The organism is Micromonospora sp. NPDC002296 (assembly GCF_040296145.1).
In the GTDB taxonomy this organism is placed as follows: Bacteria; Actinomycetota; Actinomycetes; order Mycobacteriales; family Micromonosporaceae; genus Micromonospora.
In genome coordinates this window covers 1-16,889 of the sequence record NZ_JBEOWQ010000074.1, presented here as the reverse complement: position 1 = coordinate 16,889, position 16,889 = coordinate 1, and the positions used below count along the sequence as shown (strand labels likewise).

14 protein-coding genes and 1 pseudogene are annotated in these 16,889 nt (G+C 71.2%); 5 read left to right on the top strand and 10 right to left on the bottom strand.

From position 1 onward, the window contains the following. Positions 1-302: pseudogene (locus ABT023_RS27805) on the top strand (hypothetical protein); the annotation flags it as partial. Positions 303-317: 15 nt separating this feature from the next. Here the strand turns inward: ABT023_RS27805 and ABT023_RS27800 are convergent. Continuing rightward, on the bottom strand, positions 318-1,784 hold the full coding sequence (locus ABT023_RS27800; protein WP_350889515.1) for a peptide MFS transporter: 1,467 nt from the start codon (positions 1,782-1,784) through the stop codon (positions 318-320). Between the two features lie 250 nt (positions 1,785-2,034). Here ABT023_RS27800 and ABT023_RS27795 point away from each other — a divergent pair, with 250 nt between their 5' ends. After that, positions 2,035-2,376: an RNA polymerase-binding protein RbpA gene (locus ABT023_RS27795; protein WP_007460094.1), complete on the top strand. Its 342-nt coding sequence runs from the start codon at positions 2,035-2,037 to the stop codon at positions 2,374-2,376. A 78-nt stretch (positions 2,377-2,454) separates the two neighbouring features. Here the strand turns inward: ABT023_RS27795 and ABT023_RS27790 are convergent, their stop codons facing one another. The 9 genes from ABT023_RS27790 to kdd form a co-directional block, all read right to left on the bottom strand. Next, positions 2,455-2,979, bottom strand: coding sequence for an FxsA family protein (locus ABT023_RS27790; RefSeq protein WP_350889513.1), 525 nt, complete (start codon positions 2,977-2,979; stop codon positions 2,455-2,457). A 54-nt stretch (positions 2,980-3,033) separates the two neighbouring features. Beyond that, complete coding sequence (locus ABT023_RS27785; RefSeq protein ID WP_350889511.1) at positions 3,034-3,840, bottom strand: polyprenol monophosphomannose synthase; 807 nt, start codon at positions 3,838-3,840, stop codon at positions 3,034-3,036. Positions 3,841-3,878: 38 nt separating this feature from the next. Further along, positions 3,879-5,441 carry an apolipoprotein N-acyltransferase gene (gene lnt / locus ABT023_RS27780; RefSeq protein WP_350889519.1) on the bottom strand — a complete coding sequence of 521 codons (1,563 nt, stop codon included), beginning with the start codon at positions 5,439-5,441 and terminating at the stop codon, positions 3,879-3,881. A 508-nt stretch (positions 5,442-5,949) separates the two neighbouring features. Further along, entirely contained in the window at positions 5,950-7,287 is a 1,338-nt protein-coding gene (locus tag ABT023_RS27775; protein ID WP_350889509.1) for a glutamate mutase L, read from the bottom strand. Further along, positions 7,284-7,676 carry a 3-aminobutyryl-CoA ammonia lyase gene (gene kal / locus ABT023_RS27770; RefSeq protein ID WP_350889507.1) on the bottom strand — a complete coding sequence of 131 codons (393 nt, stop codon included), beginning with the start codon at positions 7,674-7,676 and terminating at the stop codon, positions 7,284-7,286. Before kal ends, ABT023_RS27775 begins: the two co-directional genes overlap by 4 nt. Then, complete coding sequence (kamE, locus tag ABT023_RS27765; RefSeq protein WP_350889505.1) at positions 7,673-8,425, bottom strand: lysine 5,6-aminomutase subunit beta; 753 nt, start codon at positions 8,423-8,425, stop codon at positions 7,673-7,675. The genes kal and kamE overlap by 4 nt, the downstream gene beginning before the upstream one ends. Continuing rightward, positions 8,422-9,981 (bottom strand): lysine 5,6-aminomutase subunit alpha, encoded by a 1,560-nt coding sequence (kamD, locus tag ABT023_RS27760; RefSeq protein WP_350889518.1) that lies wholly within the window; start codon positions 9,979-9,981, stop codon positions 8,422-8,424. The genes kamE and kamD overlap by 4 nt, the downstream gene beginning before the upstream one ends. A 74-nt stretch (positions 9,982-10,055) precedes the next feature. Continuing rightward, positions 10,056-11,642, bottom strand: a complete 1,587-nt coding sequence (locus tag ABT023_RS27755; RefSeq protein ID WP_350889503.1) for an amidohydrolase — start codon at positions 11,640-11,642, stop codon at positions 10,056-10,058. Positions 11,643-11,647: 5 nt separating this feature from the next. Then, the gene (gene kdd / locus ABT023_RS27750; RefSeq protein WP_502890774.1) at positions 11,648-12,709 is read right to left on the bottom strand and encodes an L-erythro-3,5-diaminohexanoate dehydrogenase; all 1,062 of its coding nucleotides are present in this window, start codon (positions 12,707-12,709) and stop codon (positions 11,648-11,650) included. A gap of 142 nt (positions 12,710-12,851) precedes the next feature. On the opposite strand from kdd, the gene ABT023_RS27745 reads away from it, so the two are divergent. The 3 genes from ABT023_RS27745 to ABT023_RS27735 all read left to right on the top strand — a co-directional run bounded on the left by ABT023_RS27745 (position 12,852) and on the right by ABT023_RS27735 (position 16,700). Beyond that, positions 12,852-14,258, top strand: a complete 1,407-nt coding sequence (locus tag ABT023_RS27745; RefSeq protein WP_350889501.1) for a KamA family radical SAM protein — start codon at positions 12,852-12,854, stop codon at positions 14,256-14,258. A gap of 465 nt (positions 14,259-14,723) precedes the next feature. Next, positions 14,724-15,686, top strand: coding sequence for a serine protein kinase RIO (locus ABT023_RS27740; RefSeq protein WP_350889500.1), 963 nt, complete (start codon positions 14,724-14,726; stop codon positions 15,684-15,686). A 276-nt stretch (positions 15,687-15,962) separates the two neighbouring features. Beyond that, entirely contained in the window at positions 15,963-16,700 is a 738-nt protein-coding gene (locus ABT023_RS27735) for an alpha/beta hydrolase (protein ID WP_350889498.1), read from the top strand. Positions 16,701-16,889: the final 189 nt, after the last annotated feature.

The window sequence follows — 16,889 nt, the reverse complement described above, 5'->3', positions numbered from 1 at the left end:
CGGGCGAGGCACGCCGCGCCGCCGAACAGGCGCACGCCGCGGCGACGGCGTACCGGCAGGAGGCCGCGGCGCTGTCGGCGCGGCTGGCCGAGGCCGACGCGGCCCGCGACGCCGTCGCCGGCCAGTTGGCCGCGGCCCGGGAGGCGACGGCTGCCGTGCAGGGTCGCCTCGGTGAGCTGGAGGCCCGCCTCGGCGCGGCCGAGGCCGACCGGGACGCCGCGCAGCGGCGCTCCGTGCAGCTCGTCGACCAGGTCAGCGACCTGGCCGCCGCACTGGCCCGGCTCGGTGCCGCACCACGCTGACCGGTCCCCGGCCCCTCAGTGGATGCCGGCCATCAGCCGACGGATGTGCCGGGAGAACATCACCGCGCCGAGGCCGAGCAGCACCGACGCCACGCCGAAGACGAGGAAGTACGTCGGCTCCGGCCACGCCTCGGCGAGCCGGGCCACCTGACCGCCGATGGCGTCACCGACGGCGGTGGCCAGGAACCACAGGCCCATCATCTGGCTGGCGTACTTCACCGGGGCGAGTTTCGAGGTGGCCGACAGGCCCACCGGGCTCAGCGACAACTCCCCGGCGACCTGGATGGCGAAGACCGCCACCAGCCACCACGGGGAGACCAGGTCACCGCCCACGGCGGCCTGCGCGGCGGCGGCCATCAGCACGAAGGACAGGCCGTTGAGCACCAGGCCGACGGCGAACTTCACCGGGGTGGAGACCCGGTGGCCCAGCCGCAGCCACAACCACGCGAACAGGGGCGCCCCGATGATGATCAGGATCGGGTTGACCGACTGGAGCCAGGACGCGGGGAAGGTGAACCCGAACACGTCCCGGTCGGTGCGGTCGGCGGCGAAGATGTTCAGCACCGACCCGGCCTGGTCGTAGATGAGCCAGAACGAGGCGGCGAACACGAACAGCCACACGTACGCCTTCATCCGGCTGCGTTCGGTGCCGCTGAGTTCCCGGTCGGTGAGGATCCGCGTGAAGTACCCGACGGTGACCAGCACGGTGGTGGCGGTGAGCAGGTTGACCACGGTGTCGACGGTGAACAGCCCGGCGGCGGCCAGGGCTGCCAGGACCACCGCCAGCGCGCCGGCGGCCACCCCGACGCGGGTCAGCGCGCGACGACGGTCGGCGCCGAGCAGCGGGTCGGCGGGGCGGGCGCCGGCGTCGCCGAGGTGCCGCCCGCCGATCACGTACTGGATCACCCCGAAGGTCATGCCGACGGCGGCGACGGCGAACCCCAGGTGCCAGTTGATCCGCTCGCCGAGGAAACCGGTGATCAGCGGGGCGACGAAGCCACCCAGGTTGATGCCCATGTAGAACAGGGAGAACCCGGCGTCGCGGCGCGGGGAGTCCCGGTCGTACAGGTCGCCGACCATGGTGGAGATGTTGGGTTTGAGCAGACCGGTGCCGACGACGATCAGCGCCATGCCGGCGAAGACGCTCCAGCCCACCGGGATCGCCATCACGTAGTGGCCGCAGGCGATGGTCACACCGCCCCACAGCACGCTGCGGCGGGCGCCGAGGAGCCGGTCGGCGACCCACCCGCCGGGCAGCGCCATCAGGTACACCATCGCGTTGTACGCGCCGTACACGGCGGTGGCGGTGGACTGACGCAGGCCGCCGCCGTCGTCGGCGACCGAGGCGGTCAGGTACAGCACCAGGATCGCCCGCATGCCGTAGAAGCTGAACCGTTCCCACATCTCGGTGAGGAAGAGGGTGGCCAGGGCGCGGGGATGGCCGAAGAAGGTCCGCGGGGCGACCGGCGCGTCACTGGACATCGACACCTCCGCACGGCTGGGGTTCGATAACATCCCCGTAAACCGCCGAAACACTCCCACCGACTCGACCCGGCCGGGGCGACCCCGCCGGGTGCATGTCCTGTCCGGCTACCCTTGCGGGGCGACGGCCGTGCCGCGCCCCACCGGCTGGGCGGGTTCCGACCCGCCGCCAAGGGCGGGCGGGGAATGGCCCGGCCTGCACGGACCGTTACACGAGAAGACCAGCACCACGAGCGAGGGGAAGTCGATCATGGGCGAGCGCATGCTGCGCGGAAGCCGTCTGGGCGCGGTCAGCTACGAATCCGACCGCAACACGGAGCTCGCGCCGCGTCAGACCCGCGAGTACCTCTGCGCCAAGGGCCACCAGTTCGAGGTGCCGTTCGCCGTCGACGCGGAGGTCCCCACCACCTGGGAATGCAAGTTCGACGGCAGCGTCGCCCGGCTGGTCGACGGCAACGAGCCGGAGCAGAAGAAGGCCAAGCCGCCGCGCACCCACTGGGACATGCTGCTGGAACGCCGCTCCATCGCCGAGCTGGAGGACATCCTCGCCGAGCGGCTGCAGGAGGTCCGCACCCGCCGCGGCCGCGCCTGAAAGCAGCCGGCACCGAACAGCGCGAACGCCCCCGGGAGATCACTCACCGGGGGCGTTCGCGCATGTCCGGGGCCGACGTCAACGGCCGGGTTCGACGATCTCCCCCTCGATGGCCCGGCCACCGTCGACCACCGTCGGCTCGACCGGCGCCTCGTCGGACGGGGCGGGCCGGGCCGCACCACGGCGCACCCGCACCACCCGCGGCCCGAACAGGTCACCGGCGACCATCGACGACACCCGCCGCTCCGCGGCCCGCCGCACTCCGGCCCGGGTGAGCCGCCGCACCGGCGGCACCAGCAGCAACGCCCCCACCACACCACTGACCAGGCCCGGCACCGCCAGCAGCAACGCCCCCAACAGCCCCACCAGCCCGTCGGTGACCTGCGGGCCGGGCGGCTGACCCGCCTGCGCCGCCGCCCGGAAACCCCGCCACGCCCGCATACCCTCACGCCGCAGCAGCACCAGCCCCAGCAGCGACGCCGCGAACACCAACAGCACCGCCGACCCGAACCCGACAAGCCGGCCGACCCCGACGAACACCGCCAGTTCCAGCAGCACCGCCAGCAGCCCCGCCACCGGCGCGAATCTCAGTCCTCGGCGCATCTCACCCCATCGGCCGTTCCGACAACCCGCCGTTCAAGCATGACACGCCGCCGGTCACGGCCACCGCGCCTGACCACCGCGGGCGCCGTGCACCCCACGCCGCCACGCCGCCCGCCGGTCCTGCACCGCCCACACGCTGATCCGCCACAACGCCTCCGCGACGATCGCCGGGCTCATCTTGCTCGCCCCCCGCTCCCGCTCGGCGAACGTGATCGGCACCTCCACGATCCGCGCCCCCGCCCGGTGCGCCAGCCGCGACAACTCCACCTGGAACGAGTAGCCCTGCGAGCACACGGAGCCCAGGTCCACCGCGTCCAACGCCGCCAACCGGTACACCCGGTACCCGCCGGTCGCGTCAGCCACCGGCATCCCCAACGCCACCCGCGCATACAGGTTCCCGCAACGCGACAGCAGCAGCCGCCGCAGCGGCCAGTCCACCACCTTCGCGCCCCGGCACCAGCGGGAACCGATCACCACGTCGGCGTCGCCGGCGGCAGCCAGCAGCCGCGGCAGGTCCTCCGGGGCGTGGGAACCGTCGGCGTCCATCTCCACCACCGCGTCGTAGCCGCGCTCCCGGGCCCACCCGAACCCCGCCAGATAGGCGGCACCGAGGCCCTGCTTACCCGGCCGGTGCAACACCCGCACCCGAGCGTCGGTGGCGGCGAGCGCGTCGGCGATCACCCCCGTACCGTCGGGGCTGTTGTCGTCGGCGATCAGCACGTCCACGTCCGGAGCGGCGGCGCGGACCCGCGCCACGATCGGGGACACGTTGTCCGCCTCGTTGTAGGTGGGGATGACCACCAACACCCGCCCCAACCCCGGCCGCCGCACCTGCGGCCGCACACCCACCGCTCCGCTCACCGTTCCTCCGCCCCCGCCGACGCGACGCCGACGTGTCGCTACCGGGCGACGGCCGACCGTCGGCGCCGCCACACCGTCGCCCCGACCAGGGCGGCCACCGCCACGGCGGTCAGCGCCGCCTCCGGCCACACCCCGACCCGGGTGGCCAGGGTGCGCCCGTCACCGAGGCGCAACTGGCGCAGCACCACGGCGCGGGTGTTGAACCCGGTGGCGTCGGATACCCGCCCATCCGGGGCAACGAACCCGGACACCCCGACCGTGGAGGCCATCAACGACGCGCGGCCGTGCTCCACCGCCCGCAGCCGCACCATCGCCAACTGCTGGCGGGCCTCGGCCACGTCGAACGTGGCGTTGTTGGTCTGCACCACCAGCAGCTGCGCACCACCGGTGACGGTGTCACGGACCAACCCGTCGTAGGCCACCTCGAAGCAGATCACATCACCCAGGACCGCCGGGCCGGCATCGACCACCCCGGCGCGGTCACCGGGCACCATGTCGCTGCGCACCCGGTCGACCTCCTTGCTGACCATCCGCGCCACGTCCCGCAGCGGCACGTACTCGGCGAACGGCACCGGATGCCGCTTCGTGTACAGCTGCTCCAGGTCCGGGCCGCTGCCGGGCCGCCACAGGATCCCCGCGTTGCGGCTCTGCCCCTCACCGGGGCCCACCAGCACCGCCCCCACCAGGATCGGCGCCCGCACCGCGTCCGCCGCCGCACTGATCCGCTGCCCCGCCACCGGGCTGCGCAGCGGATCGATGTCGCTGGCGTTCTCGGGCCACACCACCAGGTCCGGCGCAGGCCGCTGCCCCGCCGCGACCTGCGCCGCCAGGTCGAGGGTGGCCTGCACGTGGTTGTTCAACACCGCCTGCCGCTGCGCGTTGAAGTCCAGGCCCAGCCGGGGCACATTGCCCTGCACCACCGCCACGGTGACCGTGCCGCCGCCCCCCGCGACCCCCACCGGCACCAGCAGCCCCACCGCGAGCACCCCGGCCGCACCCAGCACCGCAGCCCCCGCCGTCCACCATGACCGCGCCGCACCGCCGCGCCAGGGCCGCCACACCGCCGCCACCAGCAGACCACCGGCCACGGCCACAGCGAACGTCACCAACGGCGCCCCACCCACCGCCGCCAGCCGCAGCGCCGGGGACTCGTCCTGACTGAACGCCAACCGGCCCCACGGGAACCCCCCGAACGGGGCCCGCGACCGCAGCGCCTCCTGCCCCACCCACAGCACCCCGGTCAGCGCCGGCCACGACCACCGCCACCGGTCCACCAACGGCGACGCGTACGCCGCGGCCCCACCCAGCAACGCCACGTACCCGGCCTGCAACAGCGACAACAACAGCCACGGCAGGTAACCCGTGTGCAGGTTCGTCCACGACAGCAGCGGGCCGAACAACGCCACGCCCGCCACGAAACCCAACCCCGCACCGGCGCGCACCCGACGCCGGTGCACCGCCGCACCCAGCAACGCCACCCCCACCGGCGCGGCCGGCCACCACCCGTACGGGGGGAACGCCACCAGCATCGCCAACCCGGCGGCCACCGCCAACGGCACCGCCACCCGCAACGGCAACGGCCCCCCGGGAGCAGCCCGCACCCCGGCCGCGGGACCCGACGGGTTCTGCGCGACGACCGTCACCGGCACCTCACCTGCGATCACACCGCCGAAGGCTACCCGCCCCAGCGCCACCCTCGGCGCGGCACCGCCCACCCGGGGCGGAAACGAAAATCGGGGCGCGGCAACTGCCGCGCCCCGATGCTCCCAGGCCCTTCCCGGCCGGTGGGGCGAGGATCAGGCACGCCGACCTTCGGACCGACCCGACGGGAAACTGGCTGCCCCCGCCTGGCCGTTGTCTACTGGCCGTGCACCTCACCCTGCCCGTACACCGGTAACCGCGGCCGGTTCGCGCCGCCCCGCCGACCCCCGCCCGCTGGACCTGGCCGCCGCGACCCGAAGGTCACTCGGCCAGCGGACGAAGGGACGAAGCGAACAACAGCCGCTTCCCGTAGTAGGACTCAAAGACGGTACGTGCTGCACCCCAGGCCCTGTCAACCCACCACCGGCCAGTCGTGCCGTTCACCACGGCGTGTCGCGTCGGCGTGTCTCAATCCGCCCCGAGGTGCCGGCGCAACAACGCCCCCGCAGCCACCGGATGGTCCCCCGCCAACAGCCCACCCGCGGCCAGCACATAGTCGACGTCCACCACCGGCCGGGCGTCCCGCGGCACCGGCCACCCACCCGCGTGATCACTCAACACCGCCCCCAGCACCGCCCCCGACACCGCCGGCGTGACGTGACGCAGCACACCCCCCGACCCCACCAGCAGCCGCACGTCCCGAAGATCCCGCCCCCCACGCTCCCCCGTCGCACCACCCCGCGCGTGCCGCCGCACCGCCACCGTCGCCGCCAACGCCGCGAACCGCGCATCCACCTCCCGCTCCGCGTCACCCGCCGGCAGGAACCCCGGATCCGCCGCCCGCACCTGCGCCGCCGCCGCCAACCCGGCCTCCTCGCCGCCGCCGACCAGCCGCTCCTCCACCGCCGCCCGCACCACCCCCGGGGCGCTCCAGCGCATCCCCAGGTCCCCCTCCACCGTCCGGGCCCGCCACAGCGTCCCCGCCACCTCCCGACCCGGACCGTCAGCCCGCTCGTCCGGCGTCAACACCGAATACACGTCCGTGGTCGCCCCACCCACGTCCACCACCACCAGATCACCACCGACCGCGTCGGCGAGGACCTCCACCCCCGTCAGCACCGCATCCGGGGTGGCCGCCCGCACCAACCGGGAAAACCGCGGCCCCCGCGACAACCGCTTCCCACCGATGACGTGCCGCAGGAACACCTCCCGGATCGCCGCCCGCGCCGACGCCGGCGCCAACACCCCGATCCGCGGCAACACATTGTCCGCCACCGTCACCGGCACCCCCGCCGCCACCAGCAGCGCACCCAACCCGTCCCGCACCTCGACATTGCCGGCCAACACCACCGGCACCCGCCACCGCGCCCGCGCCAGCCGGGTCGCGTTGTGCGTCAACACCTCGGCGTCACCGCCGTCGGTGCCCCCGACCAGCAACACCACGTCCGGACGGGCCCCCCGCAACGCCGACAACCCCGCCGCACCCAACCGGCCGGCGGCCACATGAACCACGTTCGCCCCCGCCGACAACCCCACCCGCCGACCCGCCTGCGCCGTCACCAGCGGCTCGTAGCCGACCACCGCCAGCCGCAACCCACCACCGGCCGACGAACACACATACCACGGCGCGTCACCCACCGCGACGCCCACCGTCGCCGACGCCACCGCCGCGTCCAAGCCACGCAGCACATCACTGCCCACCGTCGTCGGCGCAGACCCCGCCGCCACCAACCGACCGGAGTCCAGATCCACCACCGCGGCCTTCGTGTACGTCGACCCGACGTCGGCGCAGACCGCGACCCTCACGCCGCCGCCGGCACGACCACCGTGCCGGTCGCCGTGACCGCCACCACCGCCGGATCCAGAACCTCCGCCGCCGACCCCGACCGGTCCGGACGACCCCGACACACCACCCGCGCCTCGAAGTCGATCGTGCGGCTACGCGTCCCCACCCGGGTCACCGTCGCCGTCACCTCCAACACGTCCCCCGCCCGCATCGGCGCCCGGAACTGCACATCCGAATACGACGCGAACAACCCCTCGTCACCGTCAGTACGGATACACACCTCCGTTGCCACATCACCGAACAACCCCAACGCGTACGCCCCGTCCACCAGGCTCCCCGCGTAATGCGCATGCGAATACGGCACATACCGCCGATGCGTCACCGTCAGACCGACCCGGGAATCACTCATGCCTTCGCCTTCTTACTCGTCACCAACGCGTGCACCAGATAGGAAGCCACCTCACCCGGCGTCGTGCCCCGCCCGAAGATCCGATCAACTCCCAACTCGCCCGTCATCGACTCGTCGAACCGTGGCCCACCCACGATCAACAGCGGACGCCGGCCCGCCGGCATCGCCTCCCGGAACGCCGCCGACATCTCCCGCGTGTTGTGCAGATGCGCGTCCCGCTGCGTCACCACCTGCGACACCAGCACCGCGTCGGCCCGCTCCACCCGCGCCGCCTCCACCAACTCCGGCACGCTCACCTGAGCCCCCAGGTTCGTCACCTTCAACTCCCGGTAGTACTCCAGACCCTTCTCCCCCGCGATGCCCTTCACGTTCAGGATCGCGTCGATGCCCACGGTGTGCGCATCCGTGCCGATACACGCCCCCACCACCGACAACTTCCGCCGCAACCGCTGCTTCACCACCGCGTTGACCTCCTTGGCCGACAGCAGTGGAAAGTCCCGCTCCACCACCCGCACCGCCGCCAGGTCCACCAGATGGTTCACCCGCCCGTACACCACGAAGAACGTGAACCCGTCACTCATCGGCTTCGCGTGCACCAGCATCGCCGGATCGATGCCCATCCTGTTCGCCAACTGCACCGCCGCGCCCTCGGCCCGCTTGTCATGCGGCACCGGCAACGTGAACGACACCTGCACCATCCCGTCGCCGGTGGTGTCCCCGTACGGCCGGACGACCTGCTTCTCCGTCATGCCGACTGCTCCAGGATCTCCGTCGCCGGGTTGTAGTAGTCACCCTCGTGCGCCGCCACCCCCGCCAGACCCTTACCCCGGTCCGCCGGCCGCTTCATGATCCCGAAGGTGCCCTCGGCGATCGCCGTCAACAACGACTGCTCACCGATACGATCCAACAGATCCAATGCCTCGCCCAACACCCGATTCGCCCGCTGCTGAATGAACCCGCCCGGAGCCGGCACGAAATCCTCGTGCAACCCACCCGCCGCACCCAGCACATACCGCACGTTCTGCAACGCGATGTCCCGATCCGACAACCACGGCGTCACCACCGCCTCCGTCATCATCCCCACCAACAGGATCCCCTGCCCCGTCATCGCCCCCACCAGGTTGAAGAACCCGTCGAGCAGATTCCCCCGGAACACGTCCCCCGTCATGTGCTTCGTCGGCGGCATCCACTTCAACGGCGCATCCGGAAACAACTCCCGCGCCAACAACGCGTGCGCCAACTCCAACCGGAACGACTCCGGCACATCCGGGTTGATCTCGAACGCGTGCCCCAACCCCAACTGCCAGTCCGCCAACCCCGCCTCATGCGCGAAATACTCGTTCAACAACTGCGACACCGTCACCGTGTGCGCCTCGTCCACCGCATCCGCAGTGGTCAGATAGTTGTCCTCACCCGTATTGATGATGATCCCCGCCCGCGCGTGCACCTGCCGCGAGAACCGCTGGTCCACGAACGTCCGCACCGGATTGATGTCGCGGAACAAAATCCCGTACATCGAATCGTTGAGCATCATGTCCAGACGCTCCAACCCCGCCAAGGTCGCCATCTCCGGCATGCACAACCCCGACGCGTAGTTCGTCAACCGCACATACCGCCCCAACTCCCGCGACGACTCATCCAGAGCCGCCCGCATCAACCGGAAGTTCTCCTGCGTCGCATACGTCCCCGCGAACCCCTCCCGCGTCGCACCCTCCGGCACATAGTCCAACAACGACTGCCCCGTCGACCGGATCACCGCAATCACATCCGCACCCGCCCGCGCCGCCGCCTGCGCCTGCGGAATGTCCTCGTAAATATCACCCGTCGCCACGATCAGATAGATCCACGGCCGCCGCACCGGATCCCCGTACCGCTTCACCAACCGATCCCGTTCCGCCCGCCGCCGGTCGATCTGCCGCACCCCCGCAGCCACCGCCCTCCGCGCGGCCCGCCGCGCCGCCGTGGCCGCCCTCCCCGCCGGCACCGCGAACCGCACCGACCCCGCCGCCGCCTTCTGCGCCAACAACGTCACATCAGTGCTCTGCTCCCGCACCAGGGCGTCGAACACCGGCAACGCCACCCCATGACCCAACCCCACATCAGCGACAACCGCATCCACCAGACGATTCACCCACGGAATACCGTCCGGATCCGCACCCGTCACCCCCGCCAACCGCAGCACCGCCCGCTCCACCGACACCGTCGTATGGCTACGCGCCAGATCCACCACCGGCCGCCCCGCACGACGCGCCAACTCCCGCGCCCGCGCCACCAACACCGGATCCAGGCCAAGCTTCCCCGTCACACCGCCCCCCAATACGCTCGACGACGACGCGACACGCGCCTGCACCACATCAACGGTTCGCTCGCTACGCTCGCTCACGCAGACCCTTCCTCATAGATCACCTCGCCACGCAGCACCGTGCGCCGACACACCGGCAACGGCGTCACATCCCCCGCCCCCCGCGCCTCCGGATCCGACGCCTGCAACACCGGCAGACCCCGATCCACCCCCGCCGGCGTCGCCCACACCGCGAACGTCGCCGCCGCCCCCAACGCCAACACACCCTCACCATCGCGGTGCACCGCCCGCCACCCACCCCGGGTATGCGCCGCGAACGCCGCCCGCACACTCATCCGCTGCACCGGGTTGTGATGCGCCACCGCCGCCCGCACCGACCCCCACGGATCCAGCGGCGTCACCGGCGAATCCGACCCGAACGCCAACGCCACCCCGACCGAATGCATCGCACCCACCGGATTCGACTCCAACGACCGACCCAACCCCAACCGCGACTCATACATCCGACCCGCGCCACCCCACAACCGGTCGAACGCCGGCTGCACACTCGCCACAACCCCGAACTCCACAAACCCCGCGATCAACCGCCTACTCATGATCTCCGCGTGCTCCACCCGGTGCCGCGCCGCCCGCACCCGATCCACACCCAACCTCTCCGCCGCCCCCGCGAACCCCTCCAACACCGTCGAGACAGCCGCATCCCCGATCGCGTGGAACCCGCCCTGCATGCCGTGCGCCGCGCAGTCCAACAAATGATCACGCGCCTGCTCCGCGCTCACATACCCGTGCCCGCACGCCCCCGGCTCACCATCCAGGTAAGCCCCCGACACGTGCGCCGTCCGCGACCCCAACGCCCCGTCCGCGAACAGATCCCCACCCGCACCCACCGCACCCAACTCCCGCGCCCGCGCCGCACCACCCAACTCACCCCAGTACCCGTACACCTCCGGCAACCCCGCACCCGACAACGCCAACAACCCCGTGAAGTCCCCCTCGCCGGAAATCTCCGGCCCACCACACTCGTGCACCGCCGCGATCCCCAACGACGCCGCGTGCGCCAACGCCACCCGCTGCGTCGCCACCCGCTGCTCCCGACTCACCGACGCCAGCGCCGCCCCCCGCACCACATGGTGCGCGTCCCGCCGCAACCACCCCGACGCGTCGAACCCCGACGCCCCAGCCGCCTCCGGACACGCCGCCAACATCGCCTCCGACACCAACGCCGAATGGATCGACGCCTGCGACAGATACACCCGCCGCCCCCCGGCCGCCCGCCCCAACCCGGCCGCACCAGGCAGCGTCTGCTCCACCCAACCCGACTCGTCCCAGCCGTGCCCCAGCACCACCGCGTCCGCCGGCAGACCCGCCGCGAACCCGGCCACGGCGTCCAACAACCCACCCGCCGACCGCACCCCCGACAGGTCCAGCCCCGACAACGCCAACCCCGTGTCCGTGGCATGCACGTGCGCGTCCACGAACGCCGGCGTCACCAACGCCCCGCCCAGATCCACCACCCGGTCCGCCGCCGGCGCATCCGCGTCGACCCCCAACCAGGCGATCCGCCCGTCCCGCACCAGCAACGCCGTGGCACCCGGATCCGCCGGACAATGCAGCACGCCACCGCGGTACAACGTCACCGGGCGCGTCGTCGAGGGGTTCGTCATGGCTCTCAGTCTGCCGCCAACCGCGCCTCGAAGAGACCACGCACCCCCGGCTCGGACCGCAACAACCCCAACGCCAGCTCCGCGTGCCCCGGCACGTACCCGTTGCCCACCAGCATCGTCACGTCCGCGGCCAACCCCTCCGCACCCAACGCGGCGGCGGCGAAACTCGTCGCCATCGAGAAGAAGATCACTGTCCCGCCGTCCGCCGTGGCCAACACCGCACCGTGCTCACAACCCGGCACGTCCACGCACACCACCGTCACGTCCGCCGGCACCCCCAGCGCCGTCGTCACCGCAGTCGACAACGCCACCGGATCCCGCGCGTCGGCCAACGCCACCTCCGTGGCCAGACCCGCCGCCACCAGGGCGTCCCGCTCCGCCGCCACCGGCACCACCCCGACCGTACGACCCGCGCCCGCCCGACGCGCCGCCGCCAACGACAGCGACCCACTCTTGCCAGCCCCACCGATCACCGCCACGCTCACCGGCGTCGGATCCCCCTCCCCCTCCCGCCGCCGCACATGCTCGTGGACCACCCGCGCGGTCAGCGCCGGCGCCCCACACACGTCCAGCACGGCAAGGGACAACTCCGGGTGCAGATCCGCCGGCAGCACCGCCGCGATCGACCGGGCGAACAGGATCGCGTACCCGTCACACGGCACCTGCTCGCTGCGGCCGTCCCAGCGCGCCAGCCCGTCGGTGATCGTCAACGGGGTCAGCGTCAGCGACACCAGCGTCGCCACCCGGTCGCCCGCCTTGAGCCCCAACGGGGAACGCCGCCCCGCCTCGTCGACGGTGCCGATCAGCATCCCACCCGACCCGGTCACCGGGTTCTGCATCTTGCCCCGGGTAGAGACGATCTCCAGGACCTCGGCGCGGACCTTCTCCCCGTCCCCGCCGTGCTTCTCCCACAACTGCCGGAAACTCGCCGCGTCCAGGTTCAGCCGCTCCACCCGGATGCGCACCTCGTTCGGCGCGATCGTCGCACTGGCGTCCAGCCGCCATGCCGCCTGCGGCAGCACCCCCGCCGGTTCGACAACGCGGTGCAGACCCACCGGTGACGTCACGCCGACCTCCCCTTCCAACCGCCCGAAGCCCCGACCAGGACTCGCGTCGCGGGAAAACTTACGGCAGACTAATTTCTTCACCGGATAATTTCCAGTAGCCTACGGCCTGCTGATCATCCGCACCACGCACCGAGGAGGGGCCGTGACCCAGACCCAACCGGTTGAGACCATCCCTCAACCCCGTCACGCCCCGGTCGCCGTACCGACCGCCGGGCAGCCGTACGAATACCGCCGCAGCCCCCTGGTCGAACCCGACTGGACCCGCTTCCCCGGCTGGCGCCACGTCACCCGCGAACAGTGGGAGAACGCACAGTGGCAGCGCGTCAACTGCGTCAAGAACATCAAGCAGCTCCGCACCGTCCTCGGCGACATCGTCGACGAGTCCTTCTACGCGGACCTCGAGGCCGACCAGAAGGCCCTGGCCACCATGTCCATGCTGGTGCCCCCACAAATGATCAACACCATGGTCCCGTTCGCGCCGATGACCACCGAGGCGCTCCTCGCCGACCCGATCCGGCGCTACATGCTCCCCGTGGCATCCGACCGGCGCACCGACTGGCCGTCCCACCCCTACGCCAGCCGTGACTCCCTGCACGAACACGACATGTGGGTCGCCGAGGGCCTCACCCACCGCTACCCCACGAAGGTCCTCGCCGAACTGCTCTCCACCTGCCCCCAGTACTGCGGGCACTGCACCCGGATGGACCTCGTCGGCAACTCCACCCCCGCCGTCGACAAACTCAAGCTCACCCTCAAGCCCGTCGACCGGTACGACGCCCACATCGCCTACCTCAAGGCCCACACCGGCGTCCGTGACGTCGTCGTCTCCGGCGGCGACGTGGCCAACGTGCCGTGGCGCAACCTCGAGTCGTACCTGATGCGGCTGCTGGAACTGGACACCGTCCGCGACATCCGGCTCGCCACCAAGGCCCTCATGGGCCTGCCTCAGCACTGGCTCCAGCCCGACGTCGTCGAGGGCCTGGAACGGGTCGCCCGCACCGCCGCCCGCCGTGGGGTCAACCTGGCCATCCACACCCACGTCAACCACGCCCAGTCGATCACCCCGCTGGTCGCCCGGGCCGCCCAGACCGCCCTCGACGTCGGCGTTCGGGACGTACGCAACCAGGGCGTGCTGATGCGCGGCGTCAACGCCACCGCCCCCGACCTGCTCGACCTCTGCTTCGCGCTCCAGGGTGAGGCCGGCATCCTGCCGTACTACTTCTACATGTGCGACATGATCCCCAACGCCGAGCACTGGCGGGTCCCCGTCTGGCACGCCCAGCAGCTCCAGCACGACATCATGGGCTACCTGCCCGGCTACGCCACCCCGCGGATCGTCTGCGACGTCCCGTTCGTCGGCAAGCGCTGGGTGCACATGCTGACCGAGTACGACCGCGAGCGCGGCATCTCGTACTGGACGAAGAACTACCGCACCTCCATCGAGTCCGCCGACCTGGAGGCGCTCAACAAGCGCTACGCCTACTACGACCCGATCGACACGCTCCCCGCCTCCGGTGAGCAGTGGTGGCGCGAGCACCACGACGACTGACCTCGGTTTCTCAGTTCGCTTCGTCAGCCCCGGCGTGAGCCGGGGCTGACGTTTTTCGTCCCCGGTGAGGTAGGTCGCTGCCGCTATGGCGTCCTAGGACACTAGGTGCACGGGACGCCGGCGGAGCCGCGCTCTACTCGGACAGTGGCGGACGGGTCATTCCCATGGCGAAGAAGCCATGGCGGCGGTTCCGGCAACAGCGTCTGGCGGCAGAGGCGTGTTCGCCGGTATCGACACTCGCGCCCTGCGGAGGCAGCGCCAACGGCACGGCAGCCCGGGAACCCACGTCTCGATGGCCTCAAGGCCTCGGGAAGCACGTCGAGGGTTCACCCCCGACCGTGCGCTCCCAGTTCCGGTAAATGCGTTGCGGGGTCCGGAACGGACGGGCATGCTGGGTTGATCGAGCGGCGGCGAACGCTGCCTGGACTAAGGAGGGCTGACAGATGGCCATCACTGCGCTGCGGCATGTCCGCATCAGTCCCACCTCTTTGTTCAGGAGCACACCCGTTGTCTTTCGAGTACGAACACTCTGACACCTACCCCGACCTCGACTCCCGCAGGTCCGATCTCACCGGTGGCGAGCCTCAACCAGATCCGGCCGACGGCTTCGTCTTCAAGTTCCATTCGGTCAACGAGGAGCTGGGCCCGGATCAGCGGTGGTCCACCTGGCTGGACGTCGAGCGCGGCTCTCGCGGCCCGGAACCACGCCCCTCGTGGGTCGTCACGGAACAGGCTGCGATCGATACTGAGCTCGGCATCCTCAAAACCGGCAAGGAAGCCGACGTCTTCCTGCTCGAACGGGCCGTCGAAGCCATCGGCGACAACCCGGCGAAGTCCTCGCTGCTGGCCGCGAAACGGTACCGCACCGAGGAACACCGGTCCTTCCACCGCAGTACGTCTTACGTCGAAGGCCGACGTACCCGCAACAGCCGCGACACCCGGGCGATGGCGAAGAAGACCTCCCACGGCCGCAGTGTCGCGGCCGGTCAGTGGGCGTACGCCGAATGGGACGCCCTCAACCGGTTGTGGAAGGCCGGCGTCCCGGTGCCGTATCCCGTGCAGGTGGACGGCACCGAGCTGCTGATGGAGTTCATCGACGACGGCAAGGACGGTGCCGCGCCCCGGCTCGCCCAGGTCCGGCCGTCGAAGGAACTGCTCGGTGTGTACTTCGAGCAGCTCCGCAACGGCATGCGTGAACTGGCCCGCGCAGGGCTCGCGCACGGCGACCTCTCGCCGTACAACGTCCTCGCGCAGGCCGAGCGGATCGTGATGATCGACCTGCCCCAGGTCGTCGACATCGTCGGTAACCCGAAGGGCATGGACTTCCTGATGCGCGACTGCCACAACATGGCCACGTGGTTCACGAGCCGCGGGCTCAAGATCGACGAACAGGAACTGTTCGCCGACCTGCTCACGATGGTGTTCTGATCGCCTTCTGCATAACGCGGTCCTCAACCGTTGGTCGTGCTGCCGCGCCGGCGGCACGACCGGGCGAGTGGCTCCGTGGCATCCGGCCACGGAGCCTCCGCAAAATCCGTTTGCGGACCACGAGGACCCCTGCTATTTTTTCGGAGGCCGTGCGAGAGAACGAGGAGGTGGTACCCGTGAACGCAGTATCGACATGGGTGCTCCCCTCTGGGGTCACGGTCGGGCGATAGGTCGTCCGGGAGCGCCGTTCAAAGAGCACTCCCGAAAGGCACGACCATGCGATTCACTTCCGAACAGCGCCTCGACGACGGCGTCCTCGAGCGCGAGTTCACCCTCGGCGAGATCCCTGGCATCCTGTGGACGCCGGAATCCGCATCCGCGACCGCCCCGGTGCCGCTGGTCCTGGTCGGCCACCCCGGCGGACTGCAGAGGATGTACCCCCGACTGGTGGCCCGGGCCCGGCACTCCGCGGCGGAGGGCTTCGCCGCGGCCACCATCGAGCTCCCCGGGGGCGGTGACCGGCCCCGTTTCGCCGCCGCCGAGGAGGCCCGCGCCGACCTGCACCGGGCGCTGGAGGCCGGCGAGCCCGTCAACGACGAGATCGTCGACCGGCTCGTCCTCCCACTGGTCGAAAAGGCGGTCCCGGAATGGCGGGCGGCCCTGGACGCCCTCCTTTCGCTGCCCGAGATCGGCGGCCCGGTCGGGTACGCGGGAGGGGTGATCGCCATCGGCCTCCGGCTGGCGGTGGTCGAGCCGCGCATCTCGGCCGCTCTTCTGTTCGCCGGGAGTTTCGTGCCCCGCACCATGTTCGCGGAGGCCCGGCAGGTCACCATTCCGCTGCAGGTCCTGCTGCAGTGGGACGACGAAGGAAACGACCGGCAGCTGGCCCTGGACCTGTTCGACGCCTTCGGCTCCAAGGAGAAGACGCTGCACGCCAATATGGGCGGGCACACCGGCGTCCCGCAGTTCGAGGGGGACGAAGGGAACCGGTTCTTCGCCCGGCACCTGAAGTAAGGCCGGGCCGGCAGGCCGGCAGACGATAGGAGCTGTCGGCCATGATGCCGCGGATCGCCGGGGCGGGCGACCGACTCGACCACAGGCGCCCGGACCGGGCCGGGGTTGGCGGGTCCCCCCAGCAGCCGGAACAACCCGGCGGTCTTCCTCAACACAGCGGCGGGCCCGGAGAGGATCCTCTCCGGGCCC

What these genes read in the sequence shown, in the direction of transcription:
- ABT023_RS27795 (WP_007460094.1), top strand. Translation starts at nt 2,035, where the DNA reads ATGGGCGAGCGCATGCTGCGCGGAAGCCGTCTGGGCGCGGTCAGCTAC.
- ABT023_RS27755 (WP_350889503.1), bottom strand. Translation starts at nt 11,642, where the DNA reads ATGACGAACCCCTCGACGACGCGCCCGGTGACGTTGTACCGCGGTGGC.
- kamE (WP_350889505.1), bottom strand. Translation starts at nt 8,425, where the DNA reads ATGACGGAGAAGCAGGTCGTCCGGCCGTACGGGGACACCACCGGCGAC.
- kal (WP_350889507.1), bottom strand. Translation starts at nt 7,676, where the DNA reads ATGAGTGATTCCCGGGTCGGTCTGACGGTGACGCATCGGCGGTATGTG.
- ABT023_RS27735 (WP_350889498.1), top strand. Translation starts at nt 15,963, where the DNA reads ATGCGATTCACTTCCGAACAGCGCCTCGACGACGGCGTCCTCGAGCGC.
- ABT023_RS27740 (WP_350889500.1), top strand. Translation starts at nt 14,724, where the DNA reads ATGTCCGCATCAGTCCCACCTCTTTGTTCAGGAGCACACCCGTTGTCT.
- ABT023_RS27800 (WP_350889515.1), bottom strand. Translation starts at nt 1,784, where the DNA reads ATGTCCAGTGACGCGCCGGTCGCCCCGCGGACCTTCTTCGGCCATCCC.
- ABT023_RS27790 (WP_350889513.1), bottom strand. Translation starts at nt 2,979, where the DNA reads ATGCGCCGAGGACTGAGATTCGCGCCGGTGGCGGGGCTGCTGGCGGTG.